The 24,312-nt window shown below is 42.1% G+C and carries 20 protein-coding genes; 14 read left to right on the top strand and 6 right to left on the bottom strand.

The features are described from left to right. Window positions 1-81 precede the first annotated feature (81 nt). Entirely contained in the window at window positions 82-1,695 is a 1,614-nt protein-coding gene (locus tag C0J08_RS06315; RefSeq protein WP_212655256.1) for an NAD(P)/FAD-dependent oxidoreductase, read from the top strand. Between the two features lie 89 nt (window positions 1,696-1,784). Here C0J08_RS06315 and C0J08_RS06310 read toward each other — a convergent pair whose 3' ends face one another. Beyond that, a complete protein-coding gene (locus tag C0J08_RS06310; RefSeq protein ID WP_212655255.1) occupies window positions 1,785-2,183 on the bottom strand; it encodes a carboxymuconolactone decarboxylase family protein in 399 nt (132 codons plus the stop codon). Between the two features lie 135 nt (window positions 2,184-2,318). On the opposite strand from C0J08_RS06310, the gene C0J08_RS06305 reads away from it, so the two are divergent. Next, window positions 2,319-3,200 carry a LysR family transcriptional regulator gene (locus C0J08_RS06305; protein ID WP_212655254.1) on the top strand — a complete coding sequence of 294 codons (882 nt, stop codon included), beginning with the start codon at window positions 2,319-2,321 and terminating at the stop codon, window positions 3,198-3,200. Window positions 3,201-3,210: 10 nt separating this feature from the next. On the opposite strand, the gene C0J08_RS06300 is transcribed toward C0J08_RS06305, so the two are convergent. Further along, the gene (locus C0J08_RS06300) at window positions 3,211-3,558 is read right to left on the bottom strand and encodes a winged helix-turn-helix transcriptional regulator (protein ID WP_212655253.1); all 348 of its coding nucleotides are present in this window, start codon (window positions 3,556-3,558) and stop codon (window positions 3,211-3,213) included. A gap of 101 nt (window positions 3,559-3,659) precedes the next feature. Here C0J08_RS06300 and C0J08_RS06295 point away from each other — a divergent pair, with 101 nt between their 5' ends. Beyond that, entirely contained in the window at window positions 3,660-4,409 is a 750-nt protein-coding gene (locus tag C0J08_RS06295; protein WP_212655252.1) for an SDR family oxidoreductase, read from the top strand. 32 nt (window positions 4,410-4,441) lie between these two features. Here the strand turns inward: C0J08_RS06295 and C0J08_RS06290 are convergent, their stop codons facing one another. Then, the gene (locus C0J08_RS06290) at window positions 4,442-5,830 is read right to left on the bottom strand and encodes an MATE family efflux transporter (protein WP_212655251.1); all 1,389 of its coding nucleotides are present in this window, start codon (window positions 5,828-5,830) and stop codon (window positions 4,442-4,444) included. Window positions 5,831-6,109: 279 nt separating this feature from the next. Between C0J08_RS06290 and C0J08_RS06285 the strand changes: the two genes are divergently transcribed. Next, entirely contained in the window at window positions 6,110-6,907 is a 798-nt protein-coding gene (locus C0J08_RS06285) for a transglutaminase domain-containing protein (RefSeq protein ID WP_212655250.1), read from the top strand. 22 nt (window positions 6,908-6,929) lie between these two features. Here the strand turns inward: C0J08_RS06285 and C0J08_RS06280 are convergent, their stop codons facing one another. Next, entirely contained in the window at window positions 6,930-7,610 is a 681-nt protein-coding gene (locus tag C0J08_RS06280) for a hypothetical protein (protein WP_212655249.1), read from the bottom strand. A gap of 185 nt (window positions 7,611-7,795) precedes the next feature. Here C0J08_RS06280 and C0J08_RS06275 point away from each other — a divergent pair, with 185 nt between their 5' ends. The 7 genes from C0J08_RS06275 to C0J08_RS06245 all read left to right on the top strand — a co-directional run bounded on the left by C0J08_RS06275 (window position 7,796) and on the right by C0J08_RS06245 (window position 15,515). Continuing rightward, window positions 7,796-8,683, top strand: coding sequence for a LysR family transcriptional regulator (locus C0J08_RS06275; protein ID WP_212655248.1), 888 nt, complete (start codon window positions 7,796-7,798; stop codon window positions 8,681-8,683). A 112-nt stretch (window positions 8,684-8,795) separates the two neighbouring features. Next, complete coding sequence (locus C0J08_RS06270) at window positions 8,796-10,031, top strand: CaiB/BaiF CoA transferase family protein (protein ID WP_212655247.1); 1,236 nt, start codon at window positions 8,796-8,798, stop codon at window positions 10,029-10,031. A gap of 9 nt (window positions 10,032-10,040) precedes the next feature. After that, complete coding sequence (locus C0J08_RS06265; protein WP_212655246.1) at window positions 10,041-11,018, top strand: hydroxymethylglutaryl-CoA lyase; 978 nt, start codon at window positions 10,041-10,043, stop codon at window positions 11,016-11,018. A 41-nt stretch (window positions 11,019-11,059) separates the two neighbouring features. Further along, entirely contained in the window at window positions 11,060-12,049 is a 990-nt protein-coding gene (locus tag C0J08_RS06260; protein ID WP_212655245.1) for a TRAP transporter substrate-binding protein, read from the top strand. Window positions 12,050-12,118: 69 nt separating this feature from the next. Then, entirely contained in the window at window positions 12,119-12,682 is a 564-nt protein-coding gene (locus tag C0J08_RS06255; RefSeq protein WP_212655244.1) for a TRAP transporter small permease, read from the top strand. After that, a complete protein-coding gene (locus C0J08_RS06250) occupies window positions 12,682-13,953 on the top strand; it encodes a TRAP transporter large permease (RefSeq protein WP_212655243.1) in 1,272 nt (423 codons plus the stop codon). The genes C0J08_RS06255 and C0J08_RS06250 overlap by 1 nt, the downstream gene beginning before the upstream one ends. Before the next feature lie 185 nt (window positions 13,954-14,138). Then, a complete protein-coding gene (locus C0J08_RS06245; RefSeq protein WP_212655242.1) occupies window positions 14,139-15,515 on the top strand; it encodes a YdgA family protein in 1,377 nt (458 codons plus the stop codon). Between the two features lie 90 nt (window positions 15,516-15,605). On the opposite strand, the gene C0J08_RS06240 is transcribed toward C0J08_RS06245, so the two are convergent. Together C0J08_RS06240 and C0J08_RS06235 are read right to left on the bottom strand one after the other, a co-directional pair. Next, the gene (locus tag C0J08_RS06240; protein ID WP_212655241.1) at window positions 15,606-16,229 is read right to left on the bottom strand and encodes an SPOR domain-containing protein; all 624 of its coding nucleotides are present in this window, start codon (window positions 16,227-16,229) and stop codon (window positions 15,606-15,608) included. 56 nt (window positions 16,230-16,285) lie between these two features. After that, window positions 16,286-16,720 carry a YqaA family protein gene (locus C0J08_RS06235; RefSeq protein WP_212655240.1) on the bottom strand — a complete coding sequence of 145 codons (435 nt, stop codon included), beginning with the start codon at window positions 16,718-16,720 and terminating at the stop codon, window positions 16,286-16,288. Between the two features lie 251 nt (window positions 16,721-16,971). Between C0J08_RS06235 and C0J08_RS06230 the strand changes: the two genes are divergently transcribed. The 3 genes from C0J08_RS06230 to glgB all read left to right on the top strand — a co-directional run bounded on the left by C0J08_RS06230 (window position 16,972) and on the right by glgB (window position 24,270). Next, on the top strand, window positions 16,972-18,588 hold the full coding sequence (locus C0J08_RS06230) for a methyl-accepting chemotaxis protein (protein ID WP_212655239.1): 1,617 nt from the start codon (window positions 16,972-16,974) through the stop codon (window positions 18,586-18,588). Between the two features lie 333 nt (window positions 18,589-18,921). Further along, entirely contained in the window at window positions 18,922-22,050 is a 3,129-nt protein-coding gene (locus C0J08_RS06225; RefSeq protein ID WP_212655238.1) for a phosphorylase b kinase regulatory subunit alpha/beta, read from the top strand. Between the two features lie 24 nt (window positions 22,051-22,074). Continuing rightward, entirely contained in the window at window positions 22,075-24,270 is a 2,196-nt protein-coding gene (glgB, locus tag C0J08_RS06220) for a 1,4-alpha-glucan branching protein GlgB (RefSeq protein WP_212655237.1), read from the top strand. Window positions 24,271-24,312 lie beyond the last annotated feature (42 nt).

Raw genomic sequence — 24,312 nt, 5'->3', positions numbered from 1 at the left:
AGTTTTTCCAGCTTTTTTAACTAAAATATCGTACTATGCCCGTTAAATCACTCTTGAACTGCAATCTGACTACAGACTCCTATGATACGACTTTCAAATATCCAACTTCCTCTTGACCACAAAGCTGATGCGATCGAAAACGCCATTTTATCGACTCTAGAAATTTCAGCCGAACAACTTGTTCGTTTTAATGTCTTTCGCCGCGGCTATGATGCTCGCAAAAAAACCAACATCATGTTGATTTATACCTTGGATATTGAGACCACATGCAACGACGCTTTATTAAGCAAGTTTGCAGATCATCAACAAGTCAAAGTCACACCGGACCTCGAATATCATCCCGTTGCACAAGCTCCAGAAAACTTAACCGAGCGCCCTATCATCATTGGTTTTGGGCCTTGTGGGTTACTGACGGCGTTGGTTTTGGCTCAGATGGGCTACAAGCCAATCGTACTTGAACGTGGTAAAGAAGTGCGTGAACGCACCAAAGATACCTTTGGCTTTTGGCGTAAAAAGATTCTTAACACAGAATCCAACGTGCAATTTGGTGAAGGTGGCGCAGGTACTTTCTCTGACGGCAAGCTATATAGCCAAGTAAAAGATCCAAAACAATACAGCCGAAAAGTACTGAATGAATTTGTCGCCGCGGGCGCACCGGATGAAATTCTTTACGTGAGCAAACCACACATTGGTACCTTCAAGTTGGTTGCTATGGTGGAGAAAATGCGCGCGCAGATTATTGAATTAGGCGGTGAAATTCGCTTTAGCTGTCGTGTCGATGACTTGCATATTGAAGACGGTCAAATCACGGGGGTGACTCTTGCGGATGGAGAAAAACTCTATTCGAAACACATCGCAATAGCCATTGGCCACAGTGCCCGCGATACATTTGAAATGCTGCACAACAAAGGCGTTTATATTGAAGCGAAACCTTTCTCTGTTGGCTTTCGTATTGAGCACGAACAATCTGCTATCGACAAAGCGCGTTTTGGCCCTAATGCCGGTAATGAAATTCTTGGTGCTGCGGATTATAAGCTGGTTCACCATTGCAAAAATGGTCGCTCCGTTTACAGCTTCTGCATGTGCCCTGGTGGAACCGTGGTAGCGGCCACATCAGAAGAGAACCGCGTGGTAACCAACGGCATGAGTCAATATTCACGTAACGAGCGAAACGCCAATAGTGCTATCGTGGTGGGTATTGATCCTTCCGATTACCCTGGTGGACCACTCGCTGGCATTGAATTCCAACGCAAACTTGAAAGCCTTGCCTATGAACTAGGTGGTAGTAACTACGATGCGCCAGCGCAAACCGTCGGTGCCTTTTTACGTAATGAAACACCTGAAAAACTGGGCACCGTTGAGCCATCTTTCAAACCGGGCATTAAACTCACTAACCTAGCTGAGGCCTTGCCAGATTTTTGTATCGAAGCGATTCGCGAAGCCATTCCGGCCTTTAATAAGAAAATTCGAGGCTTTGCCTTTGATGATGCTTTACTAACGGGAGTGGAAACTCGAACGTCCGCACCGATCAACATCAAGCGCGATAATGACAGCCTACAAAGCATCAACACCAAAGGCTTGTACCCAGCGGGTGAAGGCGCAGGATACGCTGGCGGCATCATGTCCGCGGCTATCGACGGTATAAAAATCGCCGAAGCCATGGCATTGAGTATGAACGCCAAAGCAGATCAATAACTGCTGGAAGTTTCGTCTAAACATCTGATTCAAAAAATAGCGAAAAGGGCTTTCTAATAAATAGACAGCCCTTTTTTGCTAACAATCTATTAATCAGATCCTTCTGTCATGTCAATACCTCGCTCGGCAAACACTTCTTTGGCCGCAAATAGCCCATTTAATGCCGCTGGAAAGCCAGCATAAAGCGCAATTTGCATTAACACTTCGACGATTTCTTTTGGGGAACAGCCAACATTAAGTGCTGCATGGAGGTGAACTTTAAGTTGCGGTGCAGCATTGCCTAATGCGGTTAACGCCGCCACCGTAGCGATTTCACGTGATTTTAAATCCAAGCCAGATCGACTATAGATATCACCAAAACCAAACTCGATCATCAAGGTAGCAAATTCTGGCGCGATAGGTTGTAGTGCATCGACGACTTTCTGGCCTTGATCACCGTCTATTTCAGCGAGCTTTTTCAAACCTAATTGATAGCGATCTTCACTCATTTATCTCTCCTAAACATTTCATTAAACGACTCTATTGCATTGCTTGTTACTATGTCATTTTTTACAATCGAAATATTTAGTTAATTTAGATAAGCTATTTTTCAATATTGAAAAATGACTTTAATGGAATAATATATGAAAGAGATGATTTGGGATGATACAAAAGCCTTCTTGGCACTGGCACGCTGTGGCACATTAACCCTAGCCGCAAAATCTCTAGAGATAGGAATTGCTACGCTATCACGGAAAATAGAACGTCTTGAGCACAGCCTAGAAACACCGCTCTTTTTGCGCTTTCAGACTGGTTACCTACTAACGGATGAAGGTAAAAGTCTCCTAAGTAAAGCAGAGGCAATGGAAACTGCAGCTTTGGCGTTTAGCAAGAGCGCGAAAAAAGAATCTCAACTGATCGGAAGGGTCAAAGTCGCCACAGCCGAAAACCTCGCCACTCACCTCATTCTTCCAGCGCTAGACCATTTTCAGCAAGCCTACCCTAAATTGCACATCGACATTGTCACCGACATCCATACAGCCAATTTAAATCGTCGAGATGCAGATCTCGCCTTGCGTATGGTACGCCCAACCAATGGCAATGTCAGTTTCCAGCGAGTTGGAACACTAGGATACGGACTTTACTGCAGTACTCATTACCAAAAGAAACGCAGTGATGCAAATCATGACTTTCTTCAATGGGGAGAACATTACGAGCATTTGCCCGCAGCACAATGGATCTCAGATCAATTAGCCGGAAAAGAACCGATTCTCACGACCACATCGGTGGCAACCCAAGTCAGTGCTTGCCTTGCAGGCATCGGTGTAGCGTTATTGCCGCACTTAGTTACCCAGCATACTGACCTTATTTGCCTTACTGACAGCCCAGAAATCAATCAAGATATTTATTTAGTTATTCAAACCGATTTAACCCAATCAAAACGCATTCGCGCTGTAGCAGATTTTCTTTCAGAGCTGGTAAAAACACATCAAGAACAACTTAGGATAGGCTTGTGCATAAATTAGTCAAATCGGTTTAACTCGCTTCCATTAATTGCTCTCTATGCTCGCGCATCCAACTGGCTAACGAATCTAACGTGGGCTTTAAAGTTTTACCTAACTCCGTAATTTCATATTCCACTCGTGGTGGCATCTCGGGATAAACCGTGCGATTCACTAAACCTAAAGACTCAAAGGCTCGCAATTGCTTAGTTAATTCTTTTTGTGTAATCGGTGCAATCGCTCTTTGTAAGGCTCCAAAACGAATAACCCCATCCGTCATAATCAAGCGGTAGAGGATGGGTATTGCCCACTTACCCGAAACAAGGTTAACAAAGTCCACCATAGGACATTTATCATCTAAATGTGTAAATACTGTGGTCATTTTAAATCCACCCTTTAGTACCCTATTGGTACCTACTATTTAAAACCTACTAATGGAAAGATAATGCCTCGACACTCACCAAACATCAATGAGGTATAGCAATGAAAAGACTCGAAGAAAAACATGCACTTATTACTGGAGGTACTGCCGGTATAGGCCTAGAAACCGCTAAGCAATTTCTACTTGAAGGTGCTCAAGTAGCCGTTACAGGACGAAATGAAGATAGCTTAAAAGCCGTTTCCGAAGAGCTTGGGAGCGCAGTTCAAACCATCAAAAGCAATGCAGGCAATATAGCCGACCAAACCAAGCTAGCAACACAACTTTCTAACACCTTCCCTAAACTAGATGTTGTTTACATTAATGCTGGCGACGTAACACACAAACCTCTAGAAGACTGGGATGAAAATAACTTCGATCAAGTAATAAATACGAATCTAAAAGGACCGTTTTTTCTGATTCAAGCACTTTTACCCATGCTGTCTGATTCAGCATCCATTATTCTTTGTGGCAGTGTTTCAGCGAGAATTGGCTTACCGCAAAGTAGCGTCTACGCCGCCAGTAAAGCGGGCCTTATTTCGTTAGCTCGCACCTTGTCAGGTGAATTAAAAGACAGAGGCATAAGAGTCAATATATTAAGCCCAGGGCCCACTCAAACCGATGCGCTAGAGAAGTTTGGTTTAGCGAAAGAAGAGGAAAACGCTCTGCGTGAGGAGATTAAAAACCTCGTTCCACTTAAACGAATGGGAACCACAATAGAGCTAGCAAAAGCTGCTGTTTTCATGGCGTCTGATGAATCCTCTTATATGCTTGGAGCGGAATTACTCATAGACGGTGGCGTTGGCAATCTATAATAATCACCAACACAATGAGCCTAATGACAGTCTCATTGTGTATCTCTAAAAAACAATCCCAATCGGGTATTTTGACTGCGATTACGCAGACTTAGGACACAAACAGTCAGCAACAAAGCTAAAAACTCAGTACAAGGTGCGGCATACCAAATCCCCCACTCGGCAAAGAAATAAGGCAATATAAATATCAACGGCAAAGAAAACGCATAGGTTTTCATGATTCCCAAAATTCCAGCTCTTTTCGCATCACCAATGGCTTGAAAGAACATGCTAATCATCATTTGTGGGCCGACTAAAAAGAGCGCTAAGGTGGAGAATGGTAAAATCCGCACAACTTCGTTAATAACATCCTGATTACTAACAAACAGCATCCCCAACTCACGTTTGAAAATAAACGCGGTTGCTTGTAACAGCAGGCAATAAACTAAGGCAACCGTTAACGCAATGCCAATACTAATGTTTACTCGGTTTAATGCATTGGCTCCGAAGTTATTACCCACAATGGCTTGAAATGCCATACTAAGTCCAAGCAAAGGCAAGAAAATAAAGGTCATTAAGCGAGTGATAATGCCATAAGCGCCAACCGTCGTTGCATAATCATCCGCTCCCCATATTTGCAAATTATACAAAATAGCGCCCGACGTTAACGCCAAGCCAATGTAATTTAAACTAGAAGGCGCACCCAAGGATAAAAATGTGAGCCAATGCTGACGAGACTTTGAAAACAAAATCACTTGAAGGTTAAGGTCGTTTTTCTGATATTTGCGATAAAAGAAAACGATAGACAAAGAAATCGCTTGCGCTAATACCGTGCCGTAAGCCGATCCTTCGACCCCCCAATTTAAGCCAACTATCAAAAAATAGTTAAAAACGCCATTTAATAAAACAGAGAAAAGAGAAACCACCGCCATAAAAGACACTCTTCCTTCACAACGTAAGCTATCGCCATTAATCGCTAAAACAAACACTAAAGGAGAGCAAAATACCAAGATAGAAATGTAACGATAACTCATATCTGCGATTAAATTTGAGCCATTACTCACAGCGTCAGTCAATGCATGACCACCTAATAAAAACAGCCCAATTAACACTGCGCAAACGACTAAAGACAGACTAATTGCTTCGGAGAAAACTTCCACAGCACTGGCACTTTTTCCGGCGCCAAGTTGCCTCGCCATCAAACTAGCAAAACCGTTCGATACCAGCGTCGATAAAGCCACAATCATAATAAAAGCAGGAAACATAGACGTTACTGCCGTCAGAGCATCGGCACCAACAAACACGCCCAGAAAGTAAGCATCCACCAGCGCAAACGAACCGTTAACCATCATAATCAAAATAATAGGAGCGGCTGTTTTTAGAAATACAAATGGCAAAGGGGCGTTAAGAAAACTGTTATTTTTATGCATTTCTGTTGTCATTGAAATTTATTCCATCATATCAAGTATTTACAGTGTCATGTCCAACACAGAGCCCCAAAATAGTATTCTAAGCGGCAGACAGACAGGAAGAAATAATCTAAAAAAGTCAGTAAAACAGCAACTTCTGTCAGACTTCATTAGTCAAATCAACGTTTTTATTAACATAGAGCACAGCAAATTTTTCCTACGAGGAAAGTAAATCTTACGGCTACTTCTATAGCTGATAGCACTTATAACTGCTACTGTGGAAACTCCCATTGCCAATTCAGGAGTTATTTAATGTGGTTAGAAGCATCCAGCACTCTTGAATTCAACATTGAAACACCCTCACCTTTTTTGCTTATGTTGCGCCCACGCAGTGGTATGCAGCAATGGATTGCACGAGAAGAGTATGTATTGTCACCAAGTGTTCCGGCAGTGGAGTTTACTGACTCCTTTGGCAATCTATGTCAAAGATTAGTCGCTCCGGTAGGACATTTTTCAATTCGAATCTCTGTGGTGATAGAAACAGCTGATGCTTCCGACACGGCATTCGGTGCACCTTTCGTTGATATTCAGCAACTCCCTGACGAAACCTTACCTTTTTTACACCCCAGCCGTTATTGTGATTCTGATCATTTTACCGATATGGCGTCATCCATCGTCACAGGCTTAACTCCTGGCTATGATCAATGCAGTGCCATCGTCGATTATATTCGTCAACATATTCAATACACACCTGGCGAGGGCGAACAAAACCTAAGTGCTTCTGAGCTAAACGAATTAGGACGAGGGGTTTGTCGAGATATGGCTCATTTAGGCATTGCTTGCTGTCGAGCTCTGGCCATTCCTGCGCGCATGGTGGTTGGTTATCTTGAAGGCTTGGAACCGATGGATTTACACGCGTGGTTCGAAGCCTACGTTGGCAATCGTTGGTACACATTCGATCCAACGCAGGCTGACTTAGAAGGTGGTCGTGTCGCTATTGCCTTTGGGCGAGACGCTGCTGATGTTGCCATCTACACCCAGTTTGGCCCACCAGTAGAGCTGCTCAATCTCGATGTTAAAGTCAAAGAAACCCAAGGACCTACACAATGATTTTCCACTATTTGATGTGCGCTTAGGCAATATCAAATTGGATCATTACGTGACTTTGGTTTGTAACACGATTGATACCTAAAGACTCAACCGCAGGCACAAGCCCATTTAAGGTTCCGGTAATAAAAAAATAATTCTTATTACCATAACCACGTTGAATACATTGTTGTATTCCCTGCTTCACAATGTCTTTCTTTGAATCTACAAGCGGATCCAATTCGACTGTAAAGCAATAACCTTGTTTACCGCCCTCAAAAGTTAACTCACCTGAGATTGCCTTTTGAGAAACAAACACTCCGTAGTTAAAGTAAAAATCACAGGCTGAGTGGTTGGTAGGGTGTATTTCAGGACGAATCAATTCCACAGCGGCAAGCGGATCTAATTGAGCAAGGATTGAGTCCACTTCATCGAGCTTACTTGGCACCATTAGCTGAAAGCAAACCTCCAATTCTGTACCAAGGAGAGACTGGTGAGGGATGACTTCGGAGGTGTTGTCGAATACTTGAAAGTCAAAAATAGGAGATAGAATAACAACACCATCTTTATTGACTATTTTCCAGCCAGCAATAGCCGCGCCCTTCTCAAGTAGCTTATCAATTAAAGCATCTTGCGCTGCACAAACCGCATCAAAGTCCTCGGTTAATGATAATGACCCACTATATTGAAACTCTTTTACTATCTGATAATACTCTTCGAAAACCATATCCTAATAACCCTTTGCAAAACATAAAAGAAGGACTAAACAACATCCCTCTACGACTGAAAATGAGTAAAAAAGACCGCTATAGTATGAGAAAAAAACGAGATGGGATATGATCTTTGCGCTTTTAATCGCGCGCCTATTAGAAAGACATGAGTAAAAACAATAAAATCTGGATGATACTCTAAATGCGAATTGACCCAACTTCCCTACGATTATTTGTCTGCGTTATAGAACAAGGTTCTATTGCACGTGCTGCAGAATTGAATTTTATTGCCGCATCAGCGATATCTAAACGCATCAAAGAACTGGAGCAATTACTTCATACTCCATTAATGATGCGAACAAACCGCGGAGTGGTAGCCACACCAGCTGGCAAAGCGTTACTACAAATGTCTCGGGGCGTACTGCATCAACTAGATGATATTTACAATCAAATGAATGAGTTTTCTCATGGGGTTCGAGGACAAGTGCGCATGGTGGCAAACATATCTGCTATTAGCCAATTTCTACCTAAGCAACTTCGTTCTTTTTTGAATCAAAACCCTTTGGTTCAAATTCATTTGGAAGAAAAAATTAGTAGCGAAATTATTCGAGCCGTTGCGGAAAACGCCGCGGATATTGGCATAGTTACCATCGCCTCAAAAGAGTACCCAGACCTTTCTATTTACCCTTATAAAACGGATCGTCTCGTTGTGATTACACCTGTAGGCCACCCTCTTGGGCAGCATAAAGAGGTCAACTTTGTTGACACCTTAGGGCATGACTATGTCGGCTTGCACACAGGAAGTGCTATTAACAATCAAATGATCAGCGCGTCTAATGCCGCTAATTTACCTCTTAACATGCTGATTCAGGTCACCAGTTATGAAGCGCTTTGCAGTATGGTGGAATCAGGACTTGGCATAGGCCTAATGCCCATTGATATTGCTAGACCTTATATTAAAGCCTCTAGAATTGAGGCGTTACCACTGCTAGATAATTGGGCACATCGTGAGCTTAAAATCTGTGTTCGCAGTTCAGATCAACTATTAGACGCGGCCCATCATTTATTGACCCACTTACGTACAACCTAATATGCCCCAGACATATCCTAAGGAGATGGCAGCCTAACATTTAGGCGCTTTTCTCTTGTTCTGGTTTGAAAGATGATATTCCCAACAATTAAAATAATTAAGGGAAACGAGAATGAGCCAACGCGACTCGTCATCTAATACTGATTCCAAGAGCGAAACAGAATTGCCACTAAAAGGCGTCCGTGTTTTAGAACTTGGATCTCTCATCGCTGGTCCTTATGCTGGCAGCATCTTCGCGCAATTCGGTGCGGAAGTCATCAAAGTTGAACCGCCTGGAAGTGGTGATCCATTGCGTAAATGGCGCAAGATGTACAAAGACACATCTCTGTGGTGGTACTCTCAAAGCCGCAACAAAAAATCTATTACACTAGATCTAAAATCGGCTGATGCTCAGGCGATCATTCATGACCTTGTAAAAGACGTCGATATTGTTATCGAAAACTTCCGACCTGGTACCTTAGAAAAATGGAACTTAGGTTGGGAACAGCTATCAGCCATCAAACCCGAACTGATCATGTTACGCGTTTCAGGTTATGGTCAGGATGGCCCTTACTCTTCTCGCCCAGGCTTTGCCGCCATTGCAGAATCTATTGGCGGACTCCGTCACCTTGTGGGTTATCCAGATAGACCACCAGTCCGAGTGGGTGTCAGCATTGGCGATACATTAGCGTCACTTTACGGTGTCATTGGCGCCATGATGGCAATGCATCATTTAAAAGTGAACAAAGGAACTGGACAGTTCATTGATGTGGCCTTATACGAATCAGTATTTGGGGTAATGGAGAGCCTAATTCCTGAATACGGTATGTTCGGCTTTATCCGTGAACGAACAGGGGCAAGTATGCCAGGCATCGCACCATCTGGTTCTTATATGAGCAAAGATCAGCGCTACATAGTGATTGCCGCCAATAGTGACAGTATTTTCAAGCGTTTAATGAATGCAATGGAACGACCAGATTTAGCGAACGATCCAGAACTGGCTCAAAATGATGGCCGCGCTAAGCGCTCAGACGAGCTGGATGAAGCCATTCAAGCCTGGACAATACAACACTCATTGAAGGATGCCCTTGCCATTTTAGAAAAAGCCGCTGTGCCGTCTAGTGGCATTAATAATGCTGAAGATATTTTCAATGACCCACATTTTCATGCCCGAGAAATGATTGTGGAGCACCCATTATCAGGTGACGATAAGATTTCACTGCCAGGCATAGTGCCAAAATTAAGCCAAACGCCCGGAAAAACCCGATGGCTGGGGCCAAAGTTGGGTGAACATACTGATGAAATTTTAAGTTCCGTTGGTATTAATGAAGACAAACTTGCCGAACTACGTGCCAAGGGTGTGATTTAGGAGCCAATCATGTTCATGCAAAACTTACCGACAAAAGTGCGAATTAATGAAGTGGCTACTCGTGATGGTTTTCAGAGCGAGGCACTCTTCATTCCTACGGATAAAAAAATTGAGATAATCGATCGTTTATCGTTACTTGGCTTAAATAAAATCGAAGTGACCTCCTTTGTATCGCCCAAGGCGATTCCCAATTTGCGCGATGCCGAAGACGTCATGAACAGCATCACCCGTAACCCAGCAGTAACTTATGTCACCTTGGTTCCCAATGAAAAAGGTGCCGAACGCGCTTTGGCTACTAAGGCAGATGAAGTAAATCTTGTGATGTCGGTCAGTGAATCTCACAACCTTTCGAACATGCGTATGACATGCGAGCAGTCTTTAGCGCAATTTCAACGTATTTGTGAATTAATGGAAGGTAGTAATACAAAAATTAATGCGTCATTAGCAACGTCATTTGGCTGCCCCTTTGAAGGCATTATCGCCCCAGAACGCGTCATAGAAGTCATTCATCAATACCTTGATATTGGCATCCATAGTATTTCGATTGCTGACACAACGGGTATGGCTTCTCCCCGACAAGTCTATGAACTCTGCTCACAAGTACAAGATATCTTCCCATCTCTCGATGTAACTTTGCATTTGCACAACACACGCGGTATGGGCTTAGCAAATGCTTTGGCAGGTTTGTCAGCCGGGATTACTCAACTTGATGCTTCACTGGGTGGTATCGGTGGCTGCCCTTACGCTCCTGGCGCGACAGGTAATATCTGTACAGAAGATCTTGTTCACATGTTGGAATCCATTGGCTTAGAAACAGGAGTGAATTTAACTACATTATTAGAGATGGCCCGCGAGCTACCAGAAATACTAGAACACGATATATCAGGACAAGTTGCCAAGGCAGGTTTACGAACTGAAACTAGGCCATTATCACAGAGTGTTATTGACCTTAAAGCTCGTATAGAAAGCACAAAAAAAACAAACTAGCAGTGTAAAAAAACGATTAATAATAAAAATAGGACATTATCATGAATTACAAAACTCTTCTAAAAACAGGTTTATTGGCCTCTACTTTGATGGCTTCTTTACCAACGTTGGCAGAAACCACTTTAGGCATATCTCTACAGCTCCCACTTAAGCATCACCTTGGACAAAACCTTCTCGACTTTAAAAAAGAAGTAGAAGAAAAAAGCCATGGCGATATAAAGATCAAAATATACCCATCTGCTCAACTGTTTAAAGACAGTGAAGTTCATCAAGCGGTTAGTTCTGGCGCTATTGAAATGGGCGTCATGAGCCTTTCTCAACTGGCTGGTACCATTCCAGCTGTAGATGTTTTTTATGTGCCCTTCATGTTCCCTTCTCAAGATAAAGTCGAAGCGGCAACACGTCCTGATAGTCCAGTTCGTAAGTTACTCGATGAAGCCATTCTAAAAACAGGCACTCGCCCACTTTGGTGGCAAGCTTACGGCGGTGTAGCCTTACTATCTAAGAAAAAACCAATTGAGTTACCCGAAGACATGAAAGGCATGAAAGTTCGTGTATTTGGTAAAACTTTAGGACAATTTGTTGAAGCGGTAGGTGGTGCGCCAACCTCTATGTCAGGTTCAGAGCAATTCCTAGCTTACCAACGCGGCACAGTAGATGCTGGCATGACAGGCGTTTCGGCAGTTGGTCCTCGTAAGCTCTATCAAGTAATGGATTATCTTACTTTAACGAACCATGCTGATATTGAATTCTTGACGGTTATCAATGAAAAAGTATGGGAGTCTTTATCAGCTGATAACCAAAAAACTCTGTCTGACGCGGCACGTAAAGTTGAAGTGCAGCTAAGAAATAAAATCAAAAAGATCGAAAGTGATGCTATCGTCAACGCAGAAAAACATATGAAAGTTATTCATCTAACTGATGACGACATCATTGCTTGGCGTAAAGCGACGACTTCTGTAAAAGAGTCTTTCCTAGATAACTCTGGGCCACTAGGTTTTAAAGTCATCCAAGCTGCCGAAAACCTTTAAGCTTAAAAAATATATCGCGGGTACGTCTTTGTTATCCGCGATATTTCGTTGTCTTTTGGAGTATTGACTATGTCCAATCATGAAGAAAAAAAGCAGGACTTGTCAGCTTGGCGAGCAGAGCACCCTGCTCTTTGGGTTCGTATAAACTATCGTGTTATTCGATTGTGCGGACAATTATCAGCGGCACTTTTTGTTCTCATCGCTGCAATCATCACTTATGAAGTCATTGCTCGTTATGTATTTACTGCACCTACCATCTGGTCTGAAGACATGTCATTGCTTTGCCAGATTTGGGCAACCTGTTTAGGTGCCAGTTGGGTATTACAAAACAAAGCTTTGATTCGTATCGATTTCCTAACCAATATGCTGGGTGAAAAAGCAAAAAAACTATCAGACTTTGTCGCACTGTTATCGATCATCTTCTTCGCAGGTTTTATTACCTACTATGGCTATCAACTGTTAAAAGAATCAATTGAAATGGGCTCCGCATCAGCCAGCATGCTCGGATTACCACTTTGGACAACCAAGTCGGCCATCCCGATTGGGTTTGGATTACTAACAATACAAGCCGTCATGGAAATATTTTTGATGTTCGCAAGTGATTATCAAGAACACGAAGAGGTTTCATTATAATGACGATTATCCTATTACTAACGATTATGGTCTTGGCGCTATTGATTGGTGTGCCTGTTGCTTTTGCTCTTGGTGGATTAGGTTTAGGTATGTTGTTATTGGCTGGTTTTTCACCAATGATGGCACCACTGGCACTTTATTCTTCCTTCGACAGTTTTATTCTATTATCGGTTCCGCTGTTTCTATTAATGTCAAATATCCTGCTACAAGGTGGCATAGGCAAAGACTTATTTAGAGCAGTTCAATCTTGGGTCGGTCATTGGCCTGGCGGCCTTGGTATTGCGACAATCGCTTCTTGCACCATCTTTTCAGCCATTTCTGGGTCCTCTGTTGCTACAGCAGCCACCATAGGAAATGTGGCCATTAAAGAAATGACAGATCGTGGTTACAACCGTCCTTTTGTTTACGGCTTAATCGCCGCTGGCGGCACTTTGGGCATACTGATTCCTCCCTCTATTCCGATGATTGTGTATGGTGTCATCACTGAAGAATCCATTGTTGATTTATTTTTAGCGGGCATCGTTCCTGGATTATTAATGGCAGGCAGCTTTATTGTTTACTGCTTTTTTTACGCACGCTTCAGCAAAAACTATACACCAAGCGAAAAAGCCACTTTTGCCGAGCGCAAAACGGCCAGTTTACGAGCGATACCAACACTGATACTTGCTAGCATCATCATTGGTGGTATTTATACTGGCGTATTTACGCCAACAGAATCGGCTGGTGTTGGTGTAGCGGCTTCTCTAATCATCGTCATTATGATGGGAACTTTCAGCCTTGAAAAATTCAAGGCGGCTGCGATGAGCACAATGAAAAATACGGTGACTATTTTTCTGATCATTGCCGGTGCGAAAGTTTTTGGCAAAGCCATTACCCTGTACCAGATCCCTCAGGATATTTCGATGCTGGTCAGTGAAAACATCTCTGAAGTAGGATTGTTCATTGCTGCAGTATGTTTTGTCTTGTTAATTATGGGCTTCTTTCTTGAATCAGTGTCTATGCTCTTAATCATGATGCCTGTGTTATATCCTTCATTAGGCATGTTGGGTATTGATCCGATCTGGTTCGCAATCATCTTCGTGATTATGATCGAATGTGCCTTAATTACACCGCCTGTTGGCTTGAATTTATTCGTCATTCAATCCGTTTCTGGAGGCAAGTCCTCGGAAGTTATTCAAGGCGTTTGGCCTTTTATACTTATTATGCTGGGTTGCTTGTTTGCTGTTTATTTCTTTCCAGCTTTAGCTCTTTATATTCCATTTCAACTTTAAAGCCCAATCATCATCCCGCTTCATGATTAGCGGGATGATGATCCTTTGTTTAACAATAAACATTCTTTATAACTCGCCAAAATCCTTAACGATTTCACATTAGACGCATTCATCTCCGTTTTAATTCAATGCCATTGTCTGTATGATCCCCCGACTTTACATTATCCTAAGAAAAGGAACTTTCAGTGAAAAAAATACTTGCTGTGCTGGCTTTCATGCTTGTTGCTGCTTGCCTTGTTGCTCCAAAGATTATTGCGCCAAAGCATCAAGAAAAACTTGCCGAGATCGTCGCCAGTATAAATAAGGCAACAGGCTATAGCGCTCATATTATTTCGACTCATTCAGCATGGTTTGGCTCTGAAAATAAAGTTCTAGTGTCTTATGATATTTCGCCATTAGACACATCAGGTCAAAGTCAAAAGCTTGAAACAGAATTGCTAATCATTACTCACTACGGCCCTTTACTCTTTTCAAAGCAAGGAATTGTTGGACTCTATTCAACTGATATTCATATTAGTGGCGAAAAAGAACGCCCTATCCTCAATTGGAATAAAGATCTGCCTTTGTATCAACTTTCGATACTTGGTGACTTCAACGGAAATATCAAAGTAGCCGATTCAATTCCAAAGTTTAGTAATCCCGACAACGGCATTCAGTTCGGTGGTTATTCAGGCCAAGGGGAATTTAAAGCACAGAAATTTTCCTATCAAGGCACATTACAACAAGTCGATATGACAGGCCGTTTGCCTCCCATAAAAGTAGAAAAATTTACCGTTTCAATTGATCTCGATAGCGATCTAGACACCTTAATGAGCGGCGGGTTTTATAAAAGTAAAACGAATTTTAGCTTAGATAGATTAAGTGTTGGCACGGACACCGAACTTTCAGGAATAAAGATTAAAGTTGGCTCCGACCTAGATAAAGAAACGCAGCTAGGTAAGGTAACACTAGATTATTATATTAATCATATGACATATGGTGAAATAGAAGTAAATGATCTCGCGATGCTTACTGAACTTACTAACCTCAGCAATAGATTTTTCACCGACTTCAAAACTTTTTCAAACAAAGTCCCTGTTCATGTCGACTCACAAGAGAGTAACTACGAAAAACTGCTAACCTTTATGCAAGAAAATATTGCTGAATTATTAGCTCAAAAACCACAGTTCAATATTACAGAATTTAAAAGCTCTTTTCCTGAAGGCAACTTCACGGGGAACTTATCAAGTCATTTTGCAAATATACAGACACCAACACTTAATGAATTGATATCACCTGATTTCTGGCTTTATAACACAGTAATTAAAGCAAATATTAAAGTCGATGAACCATTATTAAGAGATCTAGCTGAGCAGTTTATCGCCAATAAAATGCGCGCACCTAAAAATGCACCTCAAGTGAAACTACAAGTACAAAGGTTGTTACAGAGCTTAGTCGATGGTGGAATTTTAAAAGGCCCTGAAAAAACTGTTATCCAATCAGATCGGTATTTTTACTCCAGTGAACTGTTAATAAAAAGCGGTCAAGCAAGGATTAATGACACCCCATTCCCCTTGATGTAATCACTTTTCTTTCAAACTAAAAAGGCGCGTCTTGGATTCTATTGAATAGAATCCAAGACGCGCCTTTTTAACATCAAAATAGATAGAAGTTTAGTTACTCGCGAAAGTTTCGCCATTATATAGAGTAACTAGGCAATCTTTACCTTTATCTTTCAACATCTTACAGAAGTCTTGGCTAAATGCTTTATTTACAAATGGACCCACTTTCAGTTGATACATAGTACGACCATTAACGTCTTTCTGATTAATCAGAGGAGACAAGCCGTCGAATGAAGTAGGGAACGACTTTTGCAGTACGCGCCATCCACGCACGGCTTCATCACGATTCGCATAGGAAGCAACCTGAACACCATATACTTTTTCATCAGCCATAACTGGGGCTTTGACAACAGGAGACGTTGTGTTAACCGCTTGCTCTTCGACTGGAGCAGCCATAACAGCAGGAGCAACATTAACAGCTGCCATACTCTCATCACTCACCATAGTTTCAGTTTCTTCTTTAGCGGCTTTCTCTTCTTTTAAAGCAGCCACTTCCGCTTCAAGCTCATCAATTCGATCTAATTTTGGCTTCACCGTCTGCCATTGTTCATCGTGCGAGATGACTTTTTTTTGTAGTTCTTCATAGCTCAGAGTCGTGCTTTTTTCACCAAAAAGTGAACAAGCACTTAATGACAACCCAGTGATGGCAACGATTAACCCTTTGGACATTCCCATTATCTAATTCTCCATATACATAATTAAAAACGTTTGTCGCACCCTTTAAGCATATTTTATATAACAAATAGCAAGTGCTGTCCCCATAAAATTAAGGCATAACGTGCAGCTTTACCCAACAGAACTAAAGGTAAAAAATACCAAATAGGGGTTCTTAATACACCTGATACTAAAGCAATCCCATCACCAACAACAGGAAGCCAAGTAAATAATAAGCTCCAAATACCATATCGGTTAAAAAAACGCTCTGCTTTATGGCGCGTCTTCGGTTTTATCGGAAACCATTTTTCACCTTCGTATTTAAGCAAATACAAGCCTAAAAACCAGTTTGTTAAGCCCCCAAAAGTATTTCCCAAACTCGCCCACCCCCAAAGACTTAACACAGATAAGGCCGGATCATTTGCAAAATACAGCAACAGACCTTCAGACCCCAACGGCAAAATAGTGGCAGATAGAAAAGACACGACAAAGATAGAAAGGTAATCTAACAAAACAATTTACATCCGCTTAGTTATAAAAGTATAAAAGCACTAAAAAACAATGACGCAACTCATAGCTATGTACTAGGCATTGTGTAAAAAAACATTTACTCTAGAAAACTTGACCTGTTTTCTAGAGTAAAAAACGGCCCAGCATTACTTGCTATAAAAAATGTTTATTAAAAAACATATTGGTAAGCAAAAAAATTAACTTCGACTCTACTTTACGACAAGTAACTTCACATAGAACTAATGGAGATGACATGCTCAACCGCATTAATGACATTAAAATTCGTTACAAGTTATGGGCTATTATTGGTCTGATGTCGATGGGTACCGCGGCTCTTATTCTCGTCTCCTTAACCTCATTATTTAACAGCCATGTGGATGCACGAAAAGATAGAACACAAGATATTTTAGACATAGTCAACACCACCCTTGCCCCTATTTATAAACAACAAGAGTCCGGTAAACTGAGCCCGGAACAGGCCAAACAACAAGGTATTGCACTATTATCAGAATTCAAATATGGCGATCAGCAGAGCCTCTGGATTGTAAACAAAAACAGTCACACTTTACTCAATTCACCAACAAATTATAAGAAGAATACGCCTCCTTCACCATTAGTGGCCGCACTCAGTGATAGTCAAACTGAAAATACGAAAAAAACCTATCAGACAATTGAGTTTAATTATCAAAGCGATGATGGCAGCAGCCATCGAATGATCGCCAGCGCATCAACATTCAACCCTTGGAATATCACCATTATCGCCACCGCCTCTATGGATGAGGTAATCAGCTTCTTTCTAAACGCTCTTGTGGATTATGCTATTGTCGTTGGGCTACTAACTGTCTTAGTTGGAGGCTCAGCACTTTATATTATCCACTTGGTAACCAGTCGGGTTACATCATTGTGTAAAACCATGACTTCAGTTCAACACTCTGGCGACTTAACTCAACGTGTGGAATTCAATGGACTAGACGAAATGGGAGACATGGCCCGTGCTTTTAATAGCATGATGAATGACTTCCAATCTATCGTACGCAATGTTAGCCATTCTAGTGAAACCTTAGACAGCATCGTAGAGCAAACGAACAACTCAACCACAAAAACAGCCCAAGGCGTTGCCAGACAGCTATCCAACACAAGTAAAGCAACGGAGCTCATGCAAGGTGTAATGGCCTCGGTTGAAGATACGCTTGCCATTGCCGAACAAGCTAATAACACCACACAAGAATTAGGCCAACACTCCAAACAAGGCCTTGGAGTAATGGATAAAGCTAACCAAGATATTCAGCGACTGTCAGTGGAAGTTGGCGAAGCCGCTAAACAAATTCAGCAATTACGTGAAGATGTTACGCATATTAGCGATAGACTGGGTATTATCACTGAGGTAGCAGATCAAACGAATCTGCTTGCACTAAATGCCGCCATTGAAGCCGCCCGAGCTGGAGAGCAAGGTAGAGGCTTTGCCGTCGTCGCGGATGAAGTACGCCAGTTGGCACAACGTTCACAACTAGCGGCGACAGAAATTGGTGGCCTGATCGATCAACTCACCCAACAAACTCTCGATACAGTCGAAGTAATGGAGTCTGCGCGAAATACGGCAAATCAAGGAGCGGAACAAACCTCTCAAGCAGGACAAACATTCACGCAAATTGCCGATGGTGTTGTGTCTATATCTAAACTCAATAGCAATATTAGTGGTGCAGCCGATCGCCAATTTGAATCTTCACAAACCGTTAATGAGACATTAGAAAATATCGCTAGCATCTGTGAAGAAACCAACCATAACTCTACAGATATTCAAACGTCAGTAAACAACTTAGAAGAGTGTGCGAGCCAATTACGTCAGCTAGTTCATCAATTCAGCACCTAGCCTTTCTCTACAACAAACTCTCATAAAGAAATTCTGTAGAAAACAGAGTTTCTTTAGTTCTTTTTGATCACTTTTCAGTTCGTCATCAAATGCTCAAAAAAGCAGCTTATACTTCACTTAAGCGATATTTTTTGCTCATATTTTGTGCATAAAATGCTGATTTGATAGAAATACTCACATTTAAAAAAATTAAGTGAAAAAGAAGTTTCTTTACCACTTTATCTTCTTGGTGAGTCACATTATGTTTGGGTATAGTGGTTTCAAACTTAATAAGTATTAGGTTTGAATTAAGATATAGGTCTTTAAACAGCAGCGTTTTATAAAGGATCGAACATGGCGTCTGATACGCAAGATAAGCTAGATTCTCTTTATCAACATATCCAAGCGGTTATTTTATCCCGCCAACATCCAGTAACCGGGCTATTCCCTGCTAGCACCAGCATTAACAACCACGGCAACTACACTGACGCGTGGGTTCGAGACAATGTGTACAGTATTCAAGCAGTTTGGGCTTTGCATCTCGCCTATAAGCGTGCTTCTAACCCACAAAAACGTGCCAATGAACTGGAGTTCTCCTGTATCAAAATGATGCGCGGCTTGTTGTTCGCCATGATGCGTCAATCTCACAAGGTTGAAGCTTTTAAACACAGTCTAGATCCCAAAGACGCCCTTCACGCGAAATATGACACAAAAACAGGTTTAGAAGCCGTTGCTGACGATGCGTGGGGACATCTACAAATCGATGCCACCAGTTTTTATTTATTGATGTTGGCGCAAATGACCAAAGCGGGCAGTAAACTGATCTTTTCTCGTGATGAATTCAACTTCATACAAAACCTGATTTATTATATTTCTCGCACCTATCGCACACCTGACTACGGAATTTGGGAGCGAGGAAACAAGGTAAATAACGGTAAAGCGGAAATAAATGCCAGTTCTGTCGGTATGGCAAAAGCCGCCATGGAAGCCATGGATGGATTGAATTTATTTGGTGAGGACGGTCCCGAATGGGCTGTTGTTCATTCTTTTGCTGATGCTGTAGCTCGTGCAGGCTCGGTCCTGCAATCCTTATTGCCAAAAGAATCACGTTCAAAAGAAGTCGACAGTGCCATCCTTAGTATCATTGGTTTTCCAGCTTTTGCTGTGAATGACGAAAAACTAACTCGTCGCACGCGTAAAGAAATCATCAATAAACTTGGTGGCGAATACGGCTGTAAGCGTTTTTTATTGGATGGACACCAATCTGAACTTGAGGATCAAAGTCGGATTTATTACGAATACGACGAGTTAATTAACTTTGAACACATCGAGTCAGAATGGCCTTTGTTTTTCACTTACCTTTATATAGATCGCTTATTTGCCAGAGACTGGGAAAGCGCTAACTTTTATCGCCATAAATTAGAATCATTGATGGTCGAAAAAGATGGTCAAATGTTACTACCAGAACTTTATTACGTACCACAAGAAAATATTTTGGCCGAAAAAGAAAACCCTGGTTCCCAAAAGCGAGTTCCTAATGACAACCTGCCATTGGTATGGGCGCAAAGTTTGTTTTTGGTTGGGAAAATGATTGATGAGGAACTGATTACAACTGATGATCTGGATCCATTAGGTTTGCATCGCATCCAACACAAACCCAACAAAGCCACCACATCCATGGTCATCTTGGCACAGAATGACAAGGTCAAACAAAAGTTATCAAATGCAGGCTGCCTCTGCCAAACTCTTGAAGACATTGCACCAATAAAAGCCATCAGCGCAGATCAATTAGTCGATATCTATCGACATTTGGGAGAATCTGAAGCACTGGGGCTAACGGGTCGACCAAATCGAGCATTAAATAGTTTAGCTACCTCGCAAGCATTTAGTATTAATGACGAAAGTTATTTGTGTTTATCTTGGATTCAAAATGAAGACAAGGATTACCGAAAAATTGATCCTGTTCTATTCCAAGCGCACATTCGTAACGAGCTTAAAACTATCGCAGATTACTGGTATTACCAAGCCAATGCGGTGTTCAGCATTTTTATTGATGAAGCTATGAGCGATATGAAAGGCAGCGATGAGCTATTTGAGTTCATACGCTTACTGCAAAAACGTGAACATGAAGAGTTCCGTGTTATTCCTCAGTCAGCAAAAAATGCGTTCAAGTCAGGCAACCGACGCGCCATTATCATTAACTCTCTTGATTACAAACAGCTGGAAATTAAACTCCCTGCGCATGAGAAAAACTGGCCTTTAACAGACAAGCCAAACGCTTACAACGAAGCCGACATTAAATCCTTAGACACGGATACTCTGTTAATTCGTCTCGCAGAGAACCCCAGTCTCAATCAAGCCGTGGCTTATTTAATGGAGCTTGGTGCACGTCGAGCCTTAATGAATACTATTCCTAATTCTTCTCCTGCTATTACCGCTTATAAAGTCTTAAATAGTGTATACCTTCAAGCCTTACTGTCTGAAAACTGGCGCCCTGCTCGACTGTTGTATTCATTGATTTTAAAGCCCTCAACAGATCTTGCGACTTATATTGCTGACATTACCGTCCGCCAGCGTTTATTAGTGATTGGAGAAACGCCCGAAACGGAAGTCGACATTCGTTCGCCGCTACATCAAGATGTGATATTAGACATGTTGCGAGAGGCGTCCTCATCCCCCATTGGCTTAGTCATTTGTCATGAATTAATTGCTATTGCTGGGACTCTCATAAAAGTACACCCTGAGTTTTTCTCTGGGGTTCGTACCATTCGTATTCATAATTTGGCGATGCTATGTGCTCGCCAATTCGCCCTTGAAGACGATGCGCCTGTTTTTGATACCCTTTCTAAGGTTTCCCCTAGTGAACTATACGAAGCACTCACTCAGGTGTTACAACAAAAGCATGAAGAATACGCACATGTTGCGAATAATATGCGCTATCACCACAGTAGCGATGCGCAACAAAGTAAGATGAAAGATGTCGACTGGTTTGACTGGCGTTCTGAGCAGGGTATGATCACTAAGCTTCCTGAATCTATGTTACTGCAGCTGTGGGGAAGTTTAAGTCATGCTAACACTATAGTATTTGGTGATTTACAAAGTAATACTGCGCTTGATTGTAGGCGTGCGCTTAGCTCCATGACACCAGGTGAAGACACCTTTGCTTTGCTGATTGAAACCTTAACATCAGATATTCATCCAAGCTGGTATAAAAGTCTTATTTTTGAAGGTTTGTATGCTTTTATACAATTCTGTCAGCAGCACAAAAACTGTAAATTTGAACAGGAAATCAACTTACCCGTGTTAGTTTCCCAAGCTGCCTTAGATCATGCAAAACAACATCTTGCAGAACACCCAGAGGGCAGCTGGGCGGAAGCGGCATTAGACGAGTTTGCCCAAATTACACCGAACAAAGTCAATCAATATTTGCGTTGGGCCGTGAGTAAATTTCATAGCCATCAGCACCAACATTCAACAAGTTAACACTTACCTTTGCTGGAGAAGTGAATGGATCTTATAAAAAACGCCCTAATTAATGATGTGCTGAATGCCCATTGTTCAGACCCATTTGGCTGTTTAGGACTTCAAACATCCCCTTCTAAGAAAGGTTTGTCATTACTTGTATGGCAACCTGAAGCAATCTCTGTTCGAGTCTTAGCCATAGACTCTGACAAAGAGCTTGCCGTAATGAACGAAACCAATGACAAGGGGTTGTTTTACGCAGAATGGCCAAAGAAAGACACACGCTTTCATTATCGTCTTGAAATTACATATAAAGATAAGAGCACTTATACTCAGGTCGATCCCTATCAGTTTCCGACTACCACGTTTGTCGACCCAGAACATCACCAAGCTAGCCTATATAAAAGCCAAGGCGCGATTCGTGCTGGTGCTAAGGTAAATGATCAACTGACTATTCAAGGCACTCGATTTGCGGTTTATGCTCCTGCAGCAAGATCCGTATCTGTCGTTGGTGACTTTAATGCTTGGGATGGTCGTATTCACCCTATGTCGAGCAACGGTGATGGTATTTGGCGACTGTTTATTCCTGATGTGAACCACGGCGCACGTTATAAATTTGAAATTCGGGCAAGTTCGGGAGAAATCCTACCTCATCGTAGCGATCCATATGCCCAACGTATTGAACAATATCCATCCTTTGCCAGTGTGACCTGCTTTGATAATAAACATAGTTGGCAAGATAAGGCGTGGGTAAACCGCCCCATTGAAGACATCTACGAAAAGCCCATGAGCATTTATGAGTTGCACATTGGCTCATGGCGACGCAAAGACGACAACCAACCGCTGACCTACCTTGAATTGAAAGATCAATTGGTGCCTTATGTTCAAGAAATGGGTTACACACACGTTGAATTATTACCTATTACCGAATATCCATTTGATGGTTCTTGGGGCTATCAGCCAGTTGGCTTGTATGCAGTAACGTCTCGATTTGGCACACCTGAAGATTTCAAAGCCCTTGTCGATGCACTTCATCAAGCTAATATTGGGGTGATTATGGATTGGGTTCCCGCCCACTTCCCTGCTGACAGTCATGGTTTGGCGAACTTTGATGGTTCTAAGCAATACGAATACCCAGACCCTAAAAAAGGCTGGCACCCAGAATGGAACTCGCTAATCTATGATTTTGGCAAAGATCATGTTGTTAATTACCTGATCAGTAATGCCGTATATTGGCTAGAAGAATTCCACATCGATGGTTTGCGTGTGGATGCCGTGGCCTCGATGTTGTATTTGGATTATTCCCGTGAAGACGGTGAATGGATTCCTAACAAAGATGGTGGCAATCATAACTACGAAGCCATTGATTTCTTGCGCCGTTTGAATGAAACCGTCTATTTAAATCATCCTCGCTGCTTTACCGTAGCCGAAGAGTCTACCGCCTTCCCCGGTGTTTCAAAACCAACCTACATGAATGGTTTGGGCTTTGGTTTCAAATGGAATATGGGGTGGATGAATGACTCCCTCGCCTACATAAAAAAAGATCCAATCTATCGTCAGCATCATCAAGGTGAGCTTAGCTTTAGTATGGTGTACGCCTTTGACGAACAATTTGTTTTGCCCATCTCTCATGATGAAGTAGTACATGGTAAAGGTTCAATGATCACCAAAATGCCCGGTGATGCTTGGCAAAAATTCGCCAATCTACGTGCATTTTCAGCCTATATGTATTTTCATCCTGGCAAAAAACTCAACTTCATGGGCAATGAATTCGCTCAAGGGCAAGAATGGAGCCATGAACGTTCCCTCGATTGGCATTTGCTAGATATCGATTTCCACAAAGCACAACAAAACCTGTCAAAAGATTTGAACAACCTCTACCAAAATGAAGTGAGCCTTCATTTTGACCATTCTCACCTTGGTTTTGAATGGATAAGCTATGATGATAGTGCAAACAGCATTCTTGCCTTTGTTCGTAAGGCTAAGGAAAGTTCGGATCATACGGTGGCGGTTATCAATTTCACCCCAACACCTCATGGCAACTATCGTATTGGTGTTCCTAAAACCGGTCGCTATCAAGTCATCATGAACACAGATGAAGCGAACTATTCAGGCAGCGATTATGCTCAAATCAAAGAATATGATACTCAAGCGGTTATAAGCCATGGGCGAGAGCAAAGTATAGAGCTGCAAGTACCACCGCTTGCAGGCGTATTATTAAAATGGTTGGGTGAACCTTAAGGTTCTCAGATAAATACAAAACAAAGCACTGACAATAGCAAC

It is taken from the genome of Marinomonas sp. CT5 (assembly GCF_018336975.1).
In the GTDB taxonomy this organism is placed as follows: domain Bacteria; phylum Pseudomonadota; class Gammaproteobacteria; order Pseudomonadales; family Marinomonadaceae; genus Marinomonas.
The sequence above is the reverse complement of the archived record's forward strand: the minus strand, read 5'-3'. Positions and strand labels throughout refer to the sequence as shown.